This is a genomic window from Massilia sp. CCM 8734 (assembly GCF_011682155.1).
Classification (GTDB): Bacteria; Pseudomonadota; Gammaproteobacteria; order Burkholderiales; family Burkholderiaceae_D; genus Telluria_A; species Telluria_A rubra.
Map to the genome: position 1 here is coordinate 34,057 of NZ_WHJI01000035.1, position 18,655 is coordinate 52,711.

Sequence of the window (18,655 nt, forward strand, 5' to 3'; positions counted from 1 at the left end):
TGCGATGACTATACTACTAAGGACGGCGTGGACCGCTGTTGCGTGGACCGGTCGGACGGGCGCTCTTGCCCGCTGTGCCACTGTCGGCAGGGCGCGCACTCTTGCGCGTGACCCCGGCTTCGGTGGGACGGGCGCTCTTGCCGGCCGCGGCGGCGGCAATGCTGGAGCGCTTGACCGCTGGCGCGCGTGGTGCGCCGCCAGCCGCGCCGGGGGTGCCGGCGGGAGCTTGGCCGGGCAGGCGCAGGCTGCCGGTGCCGGCGGTCGGGCTGGCCTTGCGGGCGTTACCGACCGGCATGCGCGCAGCGCCATTGGCGCCGGTACGGGCGGCAGCCGTGCCGGTCACTTGCGTGCCTTTTTCGATCACGTAGGTGGCGTCGGCATTCTTGCCCAGCACTTGCACCAGGTAAGGCATCACCTGGCGCAAGGTCGGCTCGAGCGTGTACGGCGGATTGAGAATGAACATGCCGCTGCTGTGCAGGCCGAAACCATCCGGGCCCGGGGTGGTGATGGTGAGGGTGACATTGAGCCAGTCCTTGGCCGCCAGGCGCTTGAGCTTGTCGGCGAACTGGCGCGATTCCATGCGCTGCAACACCGGATACCAGACTGCGTAGATGCCCGACGGGAAGCGCACCAGCGCATCGTCGAGCGCATCGCGCACCTTGCGGTAATCCTGCTTGTCTTCGTAGGGCGGGTCGATCAGCACCAGCGCGCGGCGCGAGGGCGGCGGCAACAAAGTCTTGAGGGCGTGGAAACCGTCGCCGCGCTCGATCAGCACGCGCCGGCCGCGCGCGCTCGGGCGCTCGCCCTGGGCGGCGGCATGCTCCGCCACCTTGCGGAAATTGTCGGCCAGGATTTTGCTGTCGGCCGGATGCAGTTCGAACAGGCGCAGGCGGTCGTGCTCGCGCATGAGCTTGTCGGCGCAGTACGGCGAACCCGGGTAGTAGCGCATCTTGCCGCTCGGATTGAGTTCCTTGATCAGCTTGACGTACTCGGCCAGCGGCTTGGGCAGGTCGTTACGCTCCCACAGCGGGCCGATGCCGGTTTCGTATTCGGCGTTCTTGGACGCGTAACCGCCATCGAGCGCATACACGCCGGCACCGGAGTGGGTGTCGATATAGGTGTAGGCCGTGTCTTTCTGATTCATATATTCATGCAGCTGAATCTGCACGAAATGCTTCAGGACGTCGGCGTGATTACCCGCGTGAAAGGCGTGGCGGTAGCTCAACATAACGTGGGAATTCCATAAAAAAGGGGGATCTGAGACGCCATTATCTCCTATAAAGAGGGATTCGACGCAAAAAGCGCGTAAATGCACAACGCCCTCCCCCTTGTCCGCGCGCCGTGAGCATGCCGCGAACAAGGGGGAAGGCGCTGTGCGTTTGCACCCGCAGGGGCGCGCGACGGCCCTTGTCCGAGCAACTGTGCCGGCCGTCGCGCTGGCGGCGCTCCTTTTGGAAGCGCCGCGGATCAATAGCTTTTAGGCTACTTTCTTTTCGTCAAAGAATTGTTCATCTTCGGTCGAACCATGCAGCGCGGTGGTCGAGCTCTGGTTTTGCTGGATGGTCTGGGTGACGGCGTCGAAGTAGCCGGTACCGACTTCGCGCTGGTGCTTGACGGCCGTAAAGCCCTTGTCGGCGGCGGCGAATTCGGCTTCCTGCAGCTCGACGAAGGCCGACATCTGGCGGCGCGCATAGCCGTGCGCCAGGTTGAACATGCCGTAGTTCAGGGCGTGGAAGCCGGCCAGGGTGATGAACTGGAACTTGTAACCCATGGCGCCCAATTCTTTCTGGAACTTGGCAATGGTGGCGTCGTCCAGGTTCTTTTTCCAGTTGAACGATGGCGAGCAGTTGTAGGCCAGCATCTTGCCAGGGAACTTGGCGTGCACGGCGTCGGCGAACTGCTTGGCGAAAGCCAGGTCCGGCTTGCCGGTTTCGCACCAGACCAGGTCGGCGAACGGAGCGTAGGCAATGGCGCGCGAAATGGCTTGCTCGATGCCCGGACGGACTTTATAGAAGCCTTCCACGGTGCGCTCGCCGGTGCAGAATTCACGGTCGTTGTCGTCCACATCGGACGTCAACAGGTCGGCCGCTTCGGCGTCGGTACGGGCGATCACCAGGGTCGAGGTGCCCATCACGTCGGCCGCCAGGCGCGCGGCGGTCAGCTTTTCGACGGCTTCACGGGTCGGCACCAGCACTTTGCCGCCCATGTGGCCGCATTTCTTGACCGATGCCAGCTGATCTTCGAAGTGAACGCCGGCGGCGCCCGCGTCGATCATCGACTTCATCAGTTCGTAGGCGTTGAGCACGCCGCCGAAACCGGCTTCGGCATCGGCGATGATCGGTGCGAAGTAATCGATGTCATCCTTGCCTTCGGACCATTGAATCTGGTCGGCGCGCTGGAAGGTGTTGTTGATGCGGCGCACAACCAGCGGCACCGAGTTGGCCGGATACAGCGATTGGTCGGGATACATTTCACCGGCCACGTTGGCGTCGCCGGCAACTTGCCAGCCGGACAGATAGATGGCTTTCAAGCCGGCCTTGACCTGCTGCATGGCCTGGTTGCCGGTCATGGCGCCGAGGGCGTTGACAAAAGGCTCGTTGTTCACCAGGTCCCACAGTTTTTCCGCGCCGCGCTTGGCCAGCGTGTGCTCGATCTTCAGCGAGCCGCGCAGGCGCACCACGTCCGCTGCGGTGTAGTTACGTACAACACCTTTCCAGCGCGGGTTGGTGTCCCAATCTTTTTGCAGTTCTGCTACTTGCTGTTCACGAGTTGCCATGGTGTTCTCCTAATTGAAAGCCGAGTTAAGAAATGAAATGCCTTGAACAAATGATAGACCGTTTTGCGCGCTGCAACAACACTCTTATATAAGACATATAACTAAATTTAACTCGTTAAAAATCAACAACTTGAAATTAGTTTTTCATGATACGGGATGGAATTTCTCTAAATGGAAGAGCGTGATGGTGCAAACGCACCACGCTATTCCGCATTATGAAATACCCTCCGCGCCTGATGAAATCCGGCAGCTTTTTTGCGGCGAGGATACTGATCGGCGCCAAGGTGCGGCCGCACGCGCACCAAAATAGGGCGTCGCGTGTTGCACAGAAGACACACGGGGGTATAATACTCACGAAAAACAACAGGAATCGCGCGAAAACCCATGCTTCCCTTGGTGCCCCGTAGGATAATGTGCTCTCAGGCAATCCTTAATCACTGCCACCCGACGCACATGACGTCTCCAGGCAGATTGCGACGCACTCCATGGCGCACAGTGCAACTCCTGCCAACATTTCCTCATCCCTAACCCCTTGCGCCGAGGAGCGGGATGATTGCCAGATAAAAGCCCGGCACGCTGTTTAGTGTCGGCCCAGCAACCGGTATCTTGATGTCCGATACGCTGGCCGATCTGCCACGTCAAGCAGACCTACATTACGAATGCACCTCATGAACTCAAAATTTACTCTTAACATCTTCCACAAAGTACTCATCACCCTGCTGGCGGTGACCTTGATACCCCTGATTACCCTGTGGCTGGTCAGCAATAAGGCAGCGCAGAGCCAGTTGACGAAGAATGTCTCGCAATCCCTGGTCCTGACCATGGATACCGTGGCCGACGGCATCGAAGCCTGGGACAGCACCAACGTGCGCGCCATGACCCAGGCCAGCAGCCTGGACGACATGATTTCCATGAAGGCCGAGTTGCAAAACCCGATCCTGTCGGTCACCGGCACCGCCTACGAATGGTCGTACCTGATGTTTACGATCGCGCCGGACGGCTCCAACGTCGGCCGTAACGATGGCGGCGCCCTGACCCCGTACGGCGACCGCTCCTATTTCCAGCAAGTCATCAAGGGCGCGCCGGTCGGCCGCCAGGTGGTCATAGGCAAGACCAGCGGCAAGCCGGCGCTGATCCTGGCCACCCCGATCAAGGACGCCAACGCCAACCTGGTCGGCGTGCTGGCCATGTCGATGTACCTGACCGATATTTCCAAGATCGTGACCGATATCCGCATCGGCGAAACCGGCCGCGCCATCCTGCTCGACGCCAGCAACAAAGTCATCGCCCACGGCGACTCCTCCAAGGTGCGTACCGCGCTGCAGGATTTCAGCGCCTATCCGGCACTCAAGGTGGCCGGCCTGGCCCAGGCCCCTGTCGTCTACTCGTCGGAAGACCGCCAGGTGATCGGTTTCATGCGCAAATTGCCGCAAGGCTGGACCTTGCTGGTTGAACAAGACTACGACGAAGCGTTCGCCACCATGAAGCGCATGGAAAAAGAGGCGCGCATCCTGATCGCGGTCAGCATCGTACTGGTGATCGCCGTCGCGATTTTCCTCGGCAAGGCCCTGACCCGTCCGATCAACGAACTGACCACGATCGCCCGTCAGCTCAGCAATGGTGAATTGCAGGTCACCATCGCGCAGACCGAACGCGGCGACGAAATCGGCGCCCTGGCCCGCGCCATCGACCGCCTCGGCGTCAGTATTCAGCTGGCCATGGATCGCCTGCGCAAGAAGAGCTGAACGAGCCGGCGGCATGTTGCCGCCTGTTCTATCTTCAGCGAAGAAATTGTTGCATCGAAAACACAATACGATGTAATTCTCACGAAATACAACGAGAATTGCCCGAAAACCCATGCTTTTGGTAAAGACCGGTATAATAATGTGCTTACGAGCAACCCTAATACACTGCTGAAGATCGCGCTCCGATGTCGCTGAACAAGGGCGGCGCGCTCCATGACGGACAGTGCAACCCTTCCAACAGTGACTTCCGAATGTCCGATCCCGTTGCGCGCCAAGCGAACGGGATTGCCAGATACAAAAGTCCGACACCTTGTTTTAATGTCGGCCCAGCAATCGGTATCTTGATGTCCGATACGCTGGCCGATCTGCCACGTCAAGCAGACCTATATTACGAAGGCGCAGTATGAACTCAAAATTTACTCTCAATATTTTTCACAAGGTACTCATTACCTTGCTCGCAGCCACATTGATCCCGCTGTGTACGCTGTGGCTGATCAGCGAAAGGGCGGCGCAGCGCGAACTGACCGATAACGTGTCGCAAAGCCTGGTCCTGACCATGAACACCGTTGCCAATGGCATCAACGCGTGGGACGAGACCAATCTGCACGCCATGGGCCAGACCAGCCGCCTGGCCGACGTGGTGTCGATGAAGACCGAGCGCCAGGTGCCGATCCTGAAGGCGACCGGCAAGGCCTACGAATGGTCGTTCCTGATGTTTACGATCGCACCGGATGGTTCGAACACCGCCCGTAACGACGGCGGCGCCCCGATCAATTACGGCGACCGTTCGTACTTCCAGGCCGTGATGAAGGGGCAGCCGGTCGGCCGCCAGGTAGCGATCAGCAAAACCACCGGCAAGCCGGCGCTGATCGTGGCCACCCCGATCCGCGACGTCAACGCCGCCCTGGTCGGGGTGCTGGCCATGTCGATGAACCTGGCCGATATTTCCAAGATCGTGACCGATATCCGCATCGGCGACACTGGCCGCGCGATCCTGCTCGACGGCAACAACAAGGTCATCGCCCACGGCGACTCGTCCAAGGTGCGTACCGCGCTGCAAGATTTCAGCGCCTACCCGGCGCTCAAAGTGGCCGGCATCGTCGACGCGCCGGTCGCCTATACCGCCGAAGACCGTAAAGTCATGGGTTTCATGCGTAAATTGCCACAAGGCTGGACTTTGCTGATTGAACAGGACTACGATGAAGCCTTCGCCACCATGCACAAGATGGAACGCGACGCGCGCATCCTGATCGCCGCGGCCGTCCTCCTGGTCATCGGCGTCGCCATTTTCTTCGGCAAGGCCCTGACCCGTCCGATCAACGATCTGACCGCGATTGCCGTTCAGCTCAGCAACGGCGAACTGAAAGTCAACATTCCGCAAACGGCCCGCGGCGACGAGATCGGTTCGCTGGCCCGTGCCATTGATCGCCTCGGCGTGAGCATCCAGCTGGCAATGGATCGCCTGCGTAAGAAGGTTTGATACCGATGAGAGGATACTGATATGTCACAACCGGAATTCATGCCATTTATCGACGTGGTCGACCAGATCGCTGGCTTTTGCTCGCAGCGCGTCAGTGGGACTGCGTTGCTGATCAGCGACGACAACCGCATGGCCCAGGTTCACCTGCAAGGCGGCAAGATCGTCTTCATCCTGTGCCGCGGTCGCCGCGGCCGCGACGGCCTGGCGATCATGCGCACCATGAAAAATGCGCGCCTGACCCTGGACAAGGCCGGCGTCGTCAATGCCGACGGACTGGACTGGCCGACCGAAATCGTGCTGGGCTACCTTGACGGCACCCTGGACGACTTGCCGGGCACTGGCGTGCTGGGCGGGGCTGCGCCACGCGCGGAAGCCTCGGCCGCCCGCCCGGCCGCCACGCCGGGCCTGACACAAGACATCAAGGCCACCTTGCAGCGTTGCCTGGTCAAGTATGTCGGTCCGATGGCCGAAATCGTCTGCGCCGACCACTTCGACGGCGCCACCGATGTGCGCGCCGTGGTCATGGCGCTGTCCAAGGAAATCCCCAACGAGGACCAGGCCGCCAAGTTCAAGGTCGACGTCGCCAAGGCGCTCGACATGCCAGCGTTCTGATAATACCTGCGCGGCGGCTGCGGCCGCCGCGCGCACGCTGGTTCGACGCCCTTCCCCGCTGTTTTCCGCTTTTCCGCGCCCTTCCCTCCCTGTCAGGCCAGCTTGCGCTGCGCCACCACGATGCCGTCGGCATCGGCATACAACCAGTCGCCCGGCTGCACCGCCACCCCGCTGACGCAGATGCGCACATTGCGCTCGCCCGCGCCCAGCTTGCTGCTCTTTTGCGGATGCGTGCCCAGCGCGCGCACCCCGATGGCGCAGGCGTTGATTTCCTCGCTGTCGCGCACGCACCCGTCGACCACGATGCCGCTCCAGCCATTGTTTTGCGCCAATAACGCCAGCTGGCCGCCCACCAGCGCGCGCCGCAGGCTGGCGCCGCCGTCGATTACCAGCACATTGCCGTTGCCGGGCGCTTCCAGGGTGGCGCGCACCAGGGCGTTATCTTCAAATACTTTTAGTGTGGTCACGCTGCCGCAAAAGCGCAGGTGCTGGCCGTAGTGCCTGAACAGCGGCGGCAGCACGGCCATGCGGCCCTCTTCCAGCAGGTCGGGATGGTCGTCGCACAGGTCGGTGGTGGCAAAAGTCATGTCGGCTCGCTCGCAAAAGGTGAAATGAGAACAATTCTAAGCGATTGCCGCCGCCGCCCCTGCGCGCGCCTGCCGCTGCATGAAGTACGACCACGCGAACGGCGTTCGGGTTCCCGCGAAAACCAGGCATTCGCGGTGCGCGTGATGTGTCACAAGCGAAGCGCAGGGAGCGGCTGACGCGGCGCCCGAAGCGCGCCATAATCGGCTCCTCTTTCACGTCAAGGGGGCATGCATGCTCAGCACGCTGTCACAGCTCCGGCGCCTGTGGGACATTCTCGCCGCGATCGTCAAACTGCCGCTCGCTCACTTGCAATTCGACACGGCGCTCGCGCCCGCCGACGTGGGCGCCACCTACCGCCATTTCACCCGGCGCCATCCGCGCTACCGCATCATCGGCAACAAGACCATCGGCGCGGCCCTGCTCGACATCGGGCAATTCGCATCAAGCGCGCAGTACCGCGACTCGATCGGCGAGCGCAACTGGGGCGGTTTCTTCGCGCGGCGCGCCCAGGCGCGCGGCTACCAGTTCACCCGCATCGAGCGCAACCGCTATGTCGACGACATCCACGCCATCAACCAGTCCATGCCCGAGCGCCAGGGCCGGCCCATGGCAGCCGGCTACCAGGACCGGGTAGCGCATTACACCGACCGCGAGAACTTCCGCTATTTCGGCGTACTCGATGCGTCGGGCAAGCTGGTCGCGTACTGCGAACTGGGTATCTACGGCAACTTCGCCCTGTTCTCGCGCCTGCTCGGCTACCGCAACAACGATGGCGTCATGCACTTCATGATCGTCGAGATCGTCAGCATGCTGATCGCCGAGCGCAGCGTGCGCTACGCCATGTACGACACCTGGTTCGGCGCCTCCGAGGGACTGCGGCGCTTCAAGACCATCCTCGGTTTCAAGCCGTACCGGGTGCGCTACGCGCTGCTGGGCGTGGCCAGCCTGTGCCCGGCCACCTGAGTAGCCTGGCGCTCAGGCTTGCTTGAGCGCCGGCGCCCGGCTGCTGCCGCCCACGGTCAGGGCGGTGCCGATCGCCAGCACCTGGAACAGGGCGATGCAGCCGAACACCCAGGCCGGATGACCCCGGTCCATCATGGCGCCGAACAGTAGCGGACCGAGCGCCAGGCCGCTGTCGAGGCCCGAGTACACGATGCCGAATACGCGGCCGGTCGCGTTTTTCGGGGCCGCGGCGCGTATGAGCAGGTCGCGCGAGGGACCGGCGACGCCGGCGGCCAGGCCGATTCCGCCCATCAGCACCACCGCCATCCAGCCCGGCACCACGGCCGCCCCCACCAGCAGCGCCATCAGCGCGGCGCAGACGAAGGCGAGCGCAATGGTGCGGTCGTGGCGCTTGGCGCGCGTCGCCAGAAAGCCGCCCAGCACCATGCCGGCGGCGGACGCGAGCATGTAGGCGGTGTAGGCGGTGGTGGCCGAGGCCAGCGAAATGCCGTACAGCGCCACCAGGCTGGCCGACGAAAAACTCTGGATCCCGCCCAGCGCAATAGCGGTCAGGAAAAAGAAGCCGAAGCTCATCCACACCGCCGGCAACTTCATGAAGGCGAACGAGCCGTCCTGCGCCGTGCCGGCCGCCTGCGGCGGGGCCGGGTCGGCGCGCAGGTGGGCGCGTTGAAAGAACAGCAGCGCCAAGGTGGCGAAGGGAATGGCGGCGGCCGACAACAGGGCGATGCGCCAGCCGGCCAGCGCGGCGATGCCGGCCAAAAACGCCGGCGCGGCAGCCCAGCCCAGGTTGCCGCTGATGCCGTGCAGCGAAAAGGCGTGGGCGATGCGGGCGCGGCTCACGCGCTGGTTCAGCAAGGTGTAGTCGGCCGGATGGAACACGGCGTTGCCCAGGCCGGCCAGCATCGACCCGGCCGCCAGCATCACATAGCTGTGCGCGCCCGCCAGCACCAGGGCCGCTGTGCCGAGCAGCGCCAGCCCGCAAAACAGCACGCGGCGCGCGCCGACCTTGTCCACCACGAAACCGGACAGGGCCTGGCCGATGCCGGAGACCATGAAGAACAAGGTCATCAGCAGCCCCAGCTGGGCGTACGACAGGTCGAAGGCGGGCTTGAGCCACGGGAACAAGGCTGCCAGGATCAGGTGATAGAAGTGCGATACGCCGTGCGCCAGGCTGACCAGGCCGATGACACGCGCATCGTCGCGCAGGGTGGGTGTGTTCATAAAGCATCCTTAGTTGAGCAGATGTCAGTGTAAGCAAAAAGCCATCGACAGTTTTGAGACAGGAAGCCATACTTTGTCGCAAATCCGCCAAATGCCTCCCGAGCCGACCGTGTCCCTGACCATCCTTACCCATACCCGCTGGCAAGCTCCCGATCTGGCGCCGACCCCGGCGCGGCCGGTACGCGCCCTCGCCCGCGACCTCGACATCACCCAGTCGCTCGATCCGCACCGGCATGCCTGGGGCCAGGTGACCTTCGCCCTGTCCGGGGTGCTGCGCGTGACCACGCCCGGCGCAAGCTGGATCCTGCCGCCGCTGCGCGCGATCTGGGTGGCGCCGGAAGTGACCCACTCGGTCCATGTGCTGGAAGATGCGCGCCTGCGCCCGCTCGGCATCCTGGCCGCGCGCGCCCCGTTCGAAGGCGACGAGTGCCGCGTGCTGGCGGTGTCGGCGCTGTTGCGCGAACTGATCGTTGCGCTCGGCGAGACCGGCGCCGGTCCGCGCGAAACGCTGCTGGCCGAACTGATCCTCGACGAGTTACCCGGCGCGGCCACGCGGCCGATGCGGGTGCCGCTGCCGCAAGACAAGCGCCTTGGCGCCCTGTGCGCGGCCCTGATCGACGACCCCGCCTGCCAGCTGACCCTGGGCCAGTGGGCGGCCCGGGTCGGCGCCTCCGAGCGCACCCTGACCCGCCTGTTCGAAAGCGAGCTGGGCATGCGCTTCGGCCACTGGCGCCAGCAAGTGCGCCTGGCGCACGCCGCGCCGCTGATCGCGCGCGGCATGCCGCTCTCGCAGGTGGCAGGGGAGCTCGGTTACGCCAGCCAGTCGGCGTTTTCGGCGATGTTCAAAAAGACCTTCGGCAGTTCGCCGTCGGCATTTTTCGCCGTGGACAGCGCCGCTTGAGCTTGCATCGTCTCTACTCGAACGGGCGCGGCCTGTTCCTGCTGGGCGAAGATGGCCGCTCGACCATGGTGCTCAAGGGCGACTTGTTGGGCGACTTGTTGGGCGACTTGTTGGGCGACATCATCGCGCGTTGAGCCGGTGCATCGGATCAAATACCGCGTCAAGTTCCTGTGCTGAACATCGTTGCAAAAGTCCCATGCCGACAGAACGTTGTTCTCCCTCGGCCGGACCGGCGATGACCTTTTTGATATTGATTATTTTCGCTGTGCGCAAGTTGAATAATATGGCGACATACGTCCGTAACCTGCGCGCCTTGACTGTCCCGGCTGCGGCAAAGTGAATGTCGAGGTAATCCGGCAGCGTACTGATGCCCTCGTGGTACCAGGACGCACTGGCGCTCACTTGCGCCATCTGCCGTGACGGCAGGAGCGCCACGATGCAGGCCGGCAGCGTCGTCACGTGCCTGCCGAGCTGCAGGGTCACGCCGTCGACGGCGTGTTTCGCCCCTGGCAGAGCGAAGGCCACCTTCATCTGAGCCGGCCCGAACTCGTCCGGAATCGTGTCCATCATTCCATCCGGGGAAAATTTAACGATGGTATCAACGTGAGCGAGGCAGGCGCCGCTGCTTCCCATCAATGCGCCCAGCAACAGCAGTTGGTGTAGTTTCACGTGGTTCTTTCTGCTCATTGCTTGGGAAGCTTGCGCATGTTGCGCCGGGCCGCCGGATCGAACACCGCGTCCAGCTCGTGTGGCGGGCACATCGCCGCGATGTCCAGGTTGACGTAACGGCGACTGTGTTCATCCCCATCGATCGTAAAGGTGTGGATGTCGGCCAGTTTCGCCGTCCGCACGTCGAACAACATGACGACCGGGTCCGGGCGCCGGCTCGCCGCGACTGCCTCGGGAGCGACAAAGGTGAGGCTGAGCCTGGACGGACCGCTTTCCTCATGGCTCCAGGCTTGTGCGGCGCTGATCTGCGCCATCTGCCGCGATGGCAAGCGTTCGACGAGGCAGGCCGGCAACGTGGTCACGAGCGCGCCGAGCCGCAGCGTGACGCTGGCGACCGCTGCCTTGGCCCCCGGCGCGGCGAATGCCACATCGAGCCGCCCCGGCCCGAACGTGGCCGACAGATCCACGCTTCCCGACGCCGGCGCGGCAGGGAGTCCGTCTTGTTGCCCCAGGCAGGTACCAGGGTTCCCCATCAGCGCCAGCATCGACAACAGCAGGTGATTCAGTTTCACATGGTCCTTTCTGGTCATTGCGCGGCCAGCTTACGCGCGGCAATCGCGAGATAGCGCGCATCGCCGTAGGCCAGGTGCTCGCAATACGCCGACCAGCACAGCTTGACGACGTGCGCATCGGTGGCCCGCGCAGCTTGCGCCAGGCAGGCTTGCCAGTCTATGCCCACGGCGGCGGCGGCCGGCGTGGCGGCGGCGGGCTCGACCGTCAAGGTGGCGACCACGACCGCCTCCCACAGGTAGCGCAGCGCGCGGCGCGGCTCGCCGGCATACGGCAGCAGCAGCCGGAATGCGTGGCATGCCGTAACGGTATGCAAGAGCGTGAAATCTTCGTGCGCATGATAGGCGCCGAGCGCGAACTGCGCCACCTGCCGCAGGTCCAATCCGGATGGCTGGATCGCCGTCCCGGCCACGCCAGGGTGGCGCGCAGCCTGCCGCATGCGGTCGATAATGATGCCGTCCCACGGTGCATGGCCGGCCACCGCCGCAGCGAGGCGCGCGGCGACCGCGGCCGGCGTGGCGTTGACCGTGTCCGGCGGCAAGTCGAGGGTCGCGTATTCCATGACCCAGTACGCCAGCGCGGCGCAGATTTCGTCATGCTCGCCGGCGTCAAGCGCGTACGCCAGCCGGATCAGGCAATGAAAAGCCGACGCCGACACGCCCGGCAACAGGCGCGACACCCAGTCGCGCAGTACGGCATCCGGCCCGTCGCGCCCTGCGCACGCCTGGAAATACCGTTCCAGCCCGCCGCCATTGCGGCCCTGGCCCAGCCAGTCGGCCGCGTACGTGACCGGGCTGAGCTCGGCGTCACGCGCCTGCAACTGGCGCGCGTTGGCGTCGAAAGCGCGCGCCATGCTGTCCGCCGGCGCGCCCATGCGATCGAGCGCGATGAGCGTCATCGGCAAGTGACTGGCGAGCCGGTCGCCATACAGCGGCCCGAAACGCTTGCTGCGTTCGAGCAAGGTCCGGCAGGTATCCGACAAAGTTTCCATGCACCTTCTCCCTGTTGTTCGTCCACCGGCAGGGTGGCACTGGCGGCGCCCTGATCTCCCGCGCCGCATCGCCTGTCCGTGATCAAGCACGCGGGGCCTGAGCGATGCAAACTCGACAAGCCAGGGGCGCCGGCCCCACTCTTTCTAAGAGGTAATCCATGGTCACACGTAAAAAAAGCGGACCGTCCACCGACGGCGCAGGTTCCGTTCTCAGCACCGTCGCGGGTCCCTCGGACCCGACCTTGCCCGGCAGCCTGGGCACCACCAACCCGATCGCCGAGCGCCTGCTGGAAAAGGCCGGCGGCGAAGCCGACCTGGCCGACGAGCGGCCCTTCAACGCCACCAAGCCGCTCGAATATGGCGACCAAGCATTAACGCCGCATACCGGCGAAGCCTATGCGGCGTCGACCCCGCTGGCCACGGCCAGCACCAGCACCGAAAACATCGCCTCGCCCAAGGTCGGGGACGGCACTGCGCACCTGGGCGTCAACGCGCTCAACAGTTCGCTGGACCGCGTGCGCGCCGACGATACCGAACAACGCCTGACCACTAACCAGGGCATTCCTGTTGCCAGCAACCAGGACTCGCTCAAGATCGGCCTGCGCGGACCGATCGCGCTGGAAGACTTCGTCATGCGCGAAAAAATCACGCATTTCGACCACGAGCGCATCCCGGAGCGCGTCGTGCACGCGCGCGGTTCGGCCGCCCATGGCTACTTCGAATCCTACCAGGACCTGGGCCAGCTGACCCGCGCCGCCCCCTTCGCCTACGCCGGCAAGCGCACCCCGGCGTTCGTGCGCTTTTCCACCGCCACCGGCGAGCGCGGCTCGCCCGACACGGCGCGCGACGTGCGCGGCTTTGCGGTCAAGTTCTACACGGACGAAGGCAACTGGGACCTGGTCGCCAACAATATCCCGGTGTTCTTCATCCAGGACCCGATGAAGTTTCCCGACGTCGCCCACGCGCTCAAGCCGGAGCCGCACCACGGCATGCCGCAAGCGTCCAGCGCGCACGACAGCTTCTGGGATTTTGCCTCGCTCAGCCCCGAAATCACCCACATGCTGATGTGGATCATGTCCGACCGCGCCATTCCGCGCAGCTACCGCATGATGCAAGGTTTCGGCGTGCACACCTTCAAGCTGATCAACACCAGCGGCGAGGTGCGCCTGTGCAAATTCCACTGGACCCCGCTGCAGGGCACCCACTCGCTGGTGTGGGACGAAGCGTTCAAGCTGCGCGGGCTCGACACCGACTTCCACCGGCGCGACCTGTGGCAAGCCATCGAAGCGGGCAACTTCCCCGAGTACGAGCTGGGCCTGCAAGTATTCACCGAAACGCAGGCCGAGAGCTTCCCCTTCGACATTCTCGATCCGACCAAGCTGATTCCGGAAGAACTGATCCCGGTGTTCCCGGTCGGAAAATTGGTCCTGAACCGCAACCCGGACAATTTCTTTGCCGAGACCGAACAAGTGGCCTTTTGCACGCAGCACATTGTACCCGGCATCGATTTCACCAATGATCCGATCTTGCAGGGCCGCAACCATTCCTACCCGGATACCCAGATCACGCGCCTGGGCGGTCCCAATTTCCACGAAATCCCCATCAACTCGCCACTGGCCGAGGTGCACAACAACCAGCGCGAGGGTTTCCACCGGCAGTCCATCAACCGCGGCCGGGTCAACTACGAGCCCAACTCGCTGGCCGGCGGTTGCCCGTTCCAGGTGGGCCGCGCCGGTTTCGTCAGCGTGCCCGAGCCCGTGATCGGCAACAAAGTGCGCGGCAAACCGGAACTGTTCGCCGACCACTATTCGCAAGCGCGCCTGTTCTGGATCAGCCAGAGCGCGCCCGAAAAAGCCCACATCATCGACGCCTTCCGCTTCGAACTGACGCGCGTGGAAACGCTGGCGATCCGGGTCCGCATGGTGGCCGGGCTGGTCAATGTGGACGCGACCCTGGCGCACGCCGTCGCGTGCGGCCTCGGCATCGCGGTGCCGCCGCCGCTGCCACTGGCCACCAGCTTGCCGCTGCCGGTCTACCCGCCCTCGCCCGCCCTGTCCCTGCTCAGCCGGCCGGGCGAGACCGGCATCCGCACGCGCCAGGTCGCCATCCTGGTCGCGCCGGGCGCCGACGGGGCGACCGTGCGCGCGATCTATGCGGCCTTGCTCGATGCGGGCGCCGTGCCGCGCCTGGTGGGCCAGCGGCTGGGACAGGTCAGCTCGCAGGACGGCCAGCCGCTGCATGTCGAAACCACCTTCGACGTCACGCCCTCGGTGGTGTACGACGCGATGGTCGCGAGCGGCGGCGACGATGCCGTCCTCGCACTGGCGCGCGACGGGCGCGTGCTCGACTTTGTGCGCGAGCAATACCGCCACGGCAAGCCGATCCTGGCCCTCGGCAAGGGCGCCGACCTGCTCGCCAGCGCCACCATTCCTTTGACGCTGCCGGACGGCTGCGACGACCCCGGCATCGTCAGGCTGGACGCCACCCTCGCCACGCTGGCGCTGGCGCAGTTCAAGCTGGCGCTCGCGCGGCACCGCACATTCGAGCGCGAAACCGATCCGCCGACCGTGTAAGCGACGGCGTGTGTGGTAAAGCCGGCATGCGCCGGCTTTTTTTGTGCAGCGCAAAATAGTGTCGGGATCTGCCGTTTCCTGCCAGGCCAGTGCATAAATGCCGAAAAAGTAGCATAAAGCGATACTAAATCTCGAGTTTCCTCAATCGCTTGCGATCTGTCGTGACACAAGCCGACGTGAATTGCCCACAACCATCCATCGTGTTCTCCCCCGCGCCGGTGTATCATTATTGCCTAGAACCAAGATCGCCTTTTATTAACCCATTGCCTTGAAAAAAGGTAACGACGGAGAGCTGTTCGCGTGTTTACTTCAAGTTACGAAACCAATGTCGGCATAGGCGTTTTGATCATTTTGTTACTCTACGTGGCGTACCGCGTAGTGATCTACAAGTTGCGCGAGCGCGAAATCAAGGAGCTCCAGCAACGCGATGAACCGAGCATGCTCGATGTTAACGAGCAAGCAAAGAGCTTCGCGCGCATCCAGGCCGAGAAGGAAGCCGCCGAGGAAGCCGCGCGTGTCGAAGAGGCCCGCTTGGTCGCCGAAGCGCGCGCCCAGGACGAACAGAACCGCCTGTTGGCGCTGGAACAAGCGCGCCTGGAAGAAGAGCGCCTGGCTGCCGCCGAAGAAGCGCGCCTGGAAGAGGTGCGCGAGGCAGCCCGCCGCGAGGCCGAACGCGTCGCCGCCGCCGAGGAAGCGGCGCGGCTGGAAGCCGAACGCCTGGCGCTTGCCGAGGCCGAGCGCCTGGAAGCCGAACGCCTGGCCGCCGTGGAAGCGGCCCGCATCGAAGAAGAACGCCTTGCAGCCGAGGAAGCGGCGCGGGTCGAAGCGGCGCGCATGGCCTTCGACGCAGCCGTTCGCGTGGAAGCGGAACGCATCGCCGCGATCAATATTGCCCGCATGGAAGCGGAGCGTCTGGCCGCCGAGCAAGCTGCGCGGCAAGACGCGCAACGCCTCGCCGACGAACAGGCAGAGCAGCTGGAAGCGGCGCGCCTGGCCGATGAGCAAGCCGCGCAAGCCGACGCGAAGCGCATCGCCGAAGAGCAAGCGGCGCAACTGGAAGCGGCGCGCCTGGCCGACGAGCAGGCCGCCCAACTGGAAGCGAAGCGCCTGGCCGACGAGCTGGCAGCGCAGCTGGAAGCACAGCGCATCGCCGACGAGCAAGCGGCGCAGGCTGAAGCGAAGCGTCTTGCCGATGAACTGGCCGCGCAGCAGGAAGCGGAGCGCATCGCCGCCATCGAAGCGGCCCAGCGCGAAGCGGACCGCATCGCCGCCGAAGAGGCGGCGCGGCGCGAAGCCGAGCGCCTGGCGGCGGCCGAAGCCGAGCGGATCGAAGCGGACCGCCTGGCTGCGCAAGAAGCGGCGCGCGTGGAAGAACAACGGCGCGCCGAAGCCGAGGCTGCACGCCTGCAGGCCGAACAGGCAGCTGCGGAAGAAGCCGCACGTGTCGCCGCCGCGCAAGCGGAAGCTGAACGTGTCGCCGCTGATGCAGCCGCCCGCCGGGAAGCCGAACGCCTTGCCGCCGAACAGGCCGCCCGGCTTGAAGCCGAACGCGTTGCGGTGCAAGAAGCTGCGCGTGTGGAAGCTGAACGTGTCGCGGCGGAACAAGCGGCACGTGTCGAAGCTGAACGTGTCGCCGCCGAACAAGCGGCACGCGCCGAAGCCGAACGCATCGCCGCCGAAACGGCGGCACGCTTGGCGGCTGCGGACAGCGCCCCCACTGTCGCGGCCCCGGCCCCGGTGGCGGCTCCCGCCACCCCCGCACGCGTCCACCAGGCCAAGGTCGCAACCGACACCGTCGTCATGATCGCCGACGATTCCAAAGTGGTCCGGGTGAAAACCAACCGCTTGCTGGTCAACAATCAGTTCCAGGTAGCGATGGCGGAAGACGGCCTCGACGCGATGAAGCAGATCGCCGAACGCATGCCCGACGTACTCATCACCGACGTCGAAATGCCCGGCATGAATGGTTTCGAGCTGACCAGGCACGTGCGCCAGAACCCGCTAACGGCGCACATTCCCGTGATCATGATCAGCGCCGAAGAAACCTACCAGGTCAAGGCCGCCGAAGCCGGTGTCGATGTCCTGCTCGGCAAGCCGTATTCGGACGCCGTCATGCTCGATCACATCCAGCGCTTCATGCGTGAAGGCCGCGCCTGACGCGCACGCCGTCCGCTTCTCTCCACACTGACCGCCATCCCTGCACACGCAGGCATGGCGGTTTTTTCTTTCCAGCCACGATACGCGCGCCCACGCCGGCGCTGTCGGATATCTTTACACTCCAACTGTCAAATCCGCCCTCGTTCAAAATTTAATGTTTAGTAACAAAGGCTTAAGTTTCAGGCGCGAAACTTGCTTTAAAAATACGCTTTGACGAGTACGCCATGCGGGCAATGCCACATTGCACCAAGCATGGTTAAAAATATAATCATAGTCTGATTCCAATCAGCGACACCTTGAAAAGCGGAAATGAAAAACCTCAAACGTCTACTGAAAATCGCGCCGGCCCTGCTGTGCGCTTACGCCGGCTCCGCGCAGGCGCTCGTCATCAACTTCACCCCGGCGCCCGGCATGGATCCGCTGGCGCTGGCCGGCTTCCAGGCGGCCGCCGCGCGCTGGACCAATGTGTTGCAGGATAACGTGCAGGTGAACCTGAACATCGGCTTCCTGGCACTTGAACCGGGCGTGCTCGGCTCGACCGGATCGACCCAGGAACTGTTCAGCTACGACGCTTACCGCAACGCGCTCGCCAAGGATTCCTGGAGCATCAGCGACAAGAAAGCCGTGTCGAACCTGTCGACCGCCAGTTGCCTGAATGTGATCATGAACGGCACCGGCACCAACCCGTCGGGCATCGGCAGCGCCACGCCCTTCCTGGACGATAACTGCGACGACAACAACAACAGCATCCGCATGACCCGCGCCAACGCGCGCGCGGTCGGCCTGGCCGGCGCCAAGGACGACGTCTCCGACGGCGAGATCAATTTCAGCAGCCTGTTCGACTGGGACTTCGATCCGGACAATGGCGTCGACGGCAAGGCCTATGACTTCATCGGCGTAGCCGCACACGAAATCGGCCACGCGCTCGGCTTCATCAGCGGCGTCGACGTCCTCGACTACAACCGCGACGGCGACTATGCCGACTCGGAGTTCAGCTACATCGCCCCGGGCGACCTGTATCGCTGCTCGGCGCACAGCAAAAAGAAAGCGGCGGACCTGGACTGGTCGGCCGACACGCGCACCAAGTTCTTCTCGCTCGATAAATGCCAGACCACCCTGGCGACCTTCTCCACCGGCTCGACCTACGGCGATGGCCAGCAAGCGAGCCACTGGGAGGATGACCTGCATCTGGGCCTGCTCGACCCGACCGCCGGCCGTGGCGAAAAGCTCGGCCTGTCGCCGCTGGACGTGCAGTATTTTGACGTGATCGGCTGGAACGTGGTTCCCGAGCCGGGCGCGATTGCGCTCTTCATGCTTGGCCTGGCTGGCCTGGTCGGCGTGCGCCGCAAGCGTTGAACCAACTGACGCAGGCAGAATATCGCTAACCTAAGCTCCGTCATTCCCGCGCA

16 protein-coding genes are annotated in these 18,655 nt (G+C 63.9%); 9 read left to right on the forward strand and 7 right to left on the reverse strand.

All coding sequences use genetic code 11. The features are described from left to right. Positions 1-16 precede the first annotated feature (16 nt). Entirely contained in the window at positions 17-1,144 is a 1,128-nt protein-coding gene (locus tag F2P46_RS26060; protein ID WP_229509466.1) for a 23S rRNA (adenine(2030)-N(6))-methyltransferase RlmJ, read from the reverse strand. 333 nt (positions 1,145-1,477) lie between these two features. Beyond that, entirely contained in the window at positions 1,478-2,776 is a 1,299-nt protein-coding gene (gene aceA, locus F2P46_RS26065) for an isocitrate lyase (protein WP_099877013.1), read from the reverse strand. A gap of 668 nt (positions 2,777-3,444) precedes the next feature. On the opposite strand from aceA, the gene F2P46_RS26070 reads away from it, so the two are divergent. The 3 genes from F2P46_RS26070 (at position 3,445) to F2P46_RS26080 (ending at position 6,613) form a co-directional block, all read left to right on the forward strand. Beyond that, a complete protein-coding gene (locus F2P46_RS26070) occupies positions 3,445-4,521 on the forward strand; it encodes a cache and HAMP domain-containing protein (RefSeq protein ID WP_166895739.1) in 1,077 nt (358 codons plus the stop codon). Positions 4,522-4,924: 403 nt separating this feature from the next. Beyond that, a complete protein-coding gene (locus tag F2P46_RS26075) occupies positions 4,925-6,001 on the forward strand; it encodes a cache and HAMP domain-containing protein (RefSeq protein ID WP_166895741.1) in 1,077 nt (358 codons plus the stop codon). Between the two features lie 21 nt (positions 6,002-6,022). After that, a complete protein-coding gene (locus F2P46_RS26080) occupies positions 6,023-6,613 on the forward strand; it encodes a hypothetical protein (protein ID WP_166895743.1) in 591 nt (196 codons plus the stop codon). A 92-nt stretch (positions 6,614-6,705) separates the two neighbouring features. On the opposite strand, the gene rraA is transcribed toward F2P46_RS26080, so the two are convergent. Then, positions 6,706-7,200, reverse strand: a complete 495-nt coding sequence (rraA, locus tag F2P46_RS26085; protein WP_166895745.1) for a ribonuclease E activity regulator RraA — start codon at positions 7,198-7,200, stop codon at positions 6,706-6,708. Positions 7,201-7,432: 232 nt separating this feature from the next. On the opposite strand from rraA, the gene F2P46_RS26090 reads away from it, so the two are divergent. Then, complete coding sequence (locus F2P46_RS26090) at positions 7,433-8,164, forward strand: hypothetical protein (protein WP_166895747.1); 732 nt, start codon at positions 7,433-7,435, stop codon at positions 8,162-8,164. Positions 8,165-8,176: 12 nt separating this feature from the next. On the opposite strand, the gene F2P46_RS26095 is transcribed toward F2P46_RS26090, so the two are convergent. Then, positions 8,177-9,385, reverse strand: a complete 1,209-nt coding sequence (locus F2P46_RS26095) for an MFS transporter (RefSeq protein WP_166895749.1) — start codon at positions 9,383-9,385, stop codon at positions 8,177-8,179. Between the two features lie 109 nt (positions 9,386-9,494). On the opposite strand from F2P46_RS26095, the gene F2P46_RS26100 reads away from it, so the two are divergent. Then, positions 9,495-10,286 (forward strand): helix-turn-helix transcriptional regulator, encoded by a 792-nt coding sequence (locus F2P46_RS26100; RefSeq protein ID WP_368737960.1) that lies wholly within the window; start codon positions 9,495-9,497, stop codon positions 10,284-10,286. Next, positions 10,283-10,420, forward strand: coding sequence for a hypothetical protein (locus tag F2P46_RS26105; protein WP_166895751.1), 138 nt, complete (start codon positions 10,283-10,285; stop codon positions 10,418-10,420). Before F2P46_RS26100 ends, F2P46_RS26105 begins: the two co-directional genes overlap by 4 nt. On the opposite strand, the gene F2P46_RS26110 is transcribed toward F2P46_RS26105, so the two are convergent. Genes F2P46_RS26110 through F2P46_RS26120 form a run of 3 tightly spaced genes read right to left on the reverse strand, consistent with a single transcriptional unit; the run spans position 10,407 to position 12,516 of the window. Then, positions 10,407-10,955: a hypothetical protein gene (locus F2P46_RS26110; RefSeq protein WP_166895753.1), complete on the reverse strand. Its 549-nt coding sequence runs from the start codon at positions 10,953-10,955 to the stop codon at positions 10,407-10,409. The genes F2P46_RS26105 and F2P46_RS26110 overlap by 14 nt on opposite strands. 14 nt (positions 10,956-10,969) lie before the next feature. After that, positions 10,970-11,527, reverse strand: a complete 558-nt coding sequence (locus tag F2P46_RS26115; protein WP_166895755.1) for a hypothetical protein — start codon at positions 11,525-11,527, stop codon at positions 10,970-10,972. A gap of 14 nt (positions 11,528-11,541) precedes the next feature. Continuing rightward, positions 11,542-12,516, reverse strand: a complete 975-nt coding sequence (locus tag F2P46_RS26120; RefSeq protein WP_166895757.1) for a questin oxidase family protein — start codon at positions 12,514-12,516, stop codon at positions 11,542-11,544. 158 nt (positions 12,517-12,674) lie between these two features. On the opposite strand from F2P46_RS26120, the gene F2P46_RS26125 reads away from it, so the two are divergent. The 3 genes from F2P46_RS26125 (at position 12,675) to F2P46_RS26135 (ending at position 18,602) form a co-directional block, all read left to right on the forward strand. After that, positions 12,675-15,089, forward strand: coding sequence for a catalase (locus F2P46_RS26125; RefSeq protein ID WP_166895759.1), 2,415 nt, complete (start codon positions 12,675-12,677; stop codon positions 15,087-15,089). 342 nt (positions 15,090-15,431) lie between these two features. Further along, positions 15,432-17,246 (forward strand): response regulator, encoded by a 1,815-nt coding sequence (locus F2P46_RS26130; protein ID WP_166895761.1) that lies wholly within the window; start codon positions 15,432-15,434, stop codon positions 17,244-17,246. 309 nt (positions 17,247-17,555) lie between these two features. Further along, positions 17,556-18,602, forward strand: coding sequence for an NF038122 family metalloprotease (locus tag F2P46_RS26135; protein WP_166895763.1), 1,047 nt, complete (start codon positions 17,556-17,558; stop codon positions 18,600-18,602). Positions 18,603-18,655 lie beyond the last annotated feature (53 nt).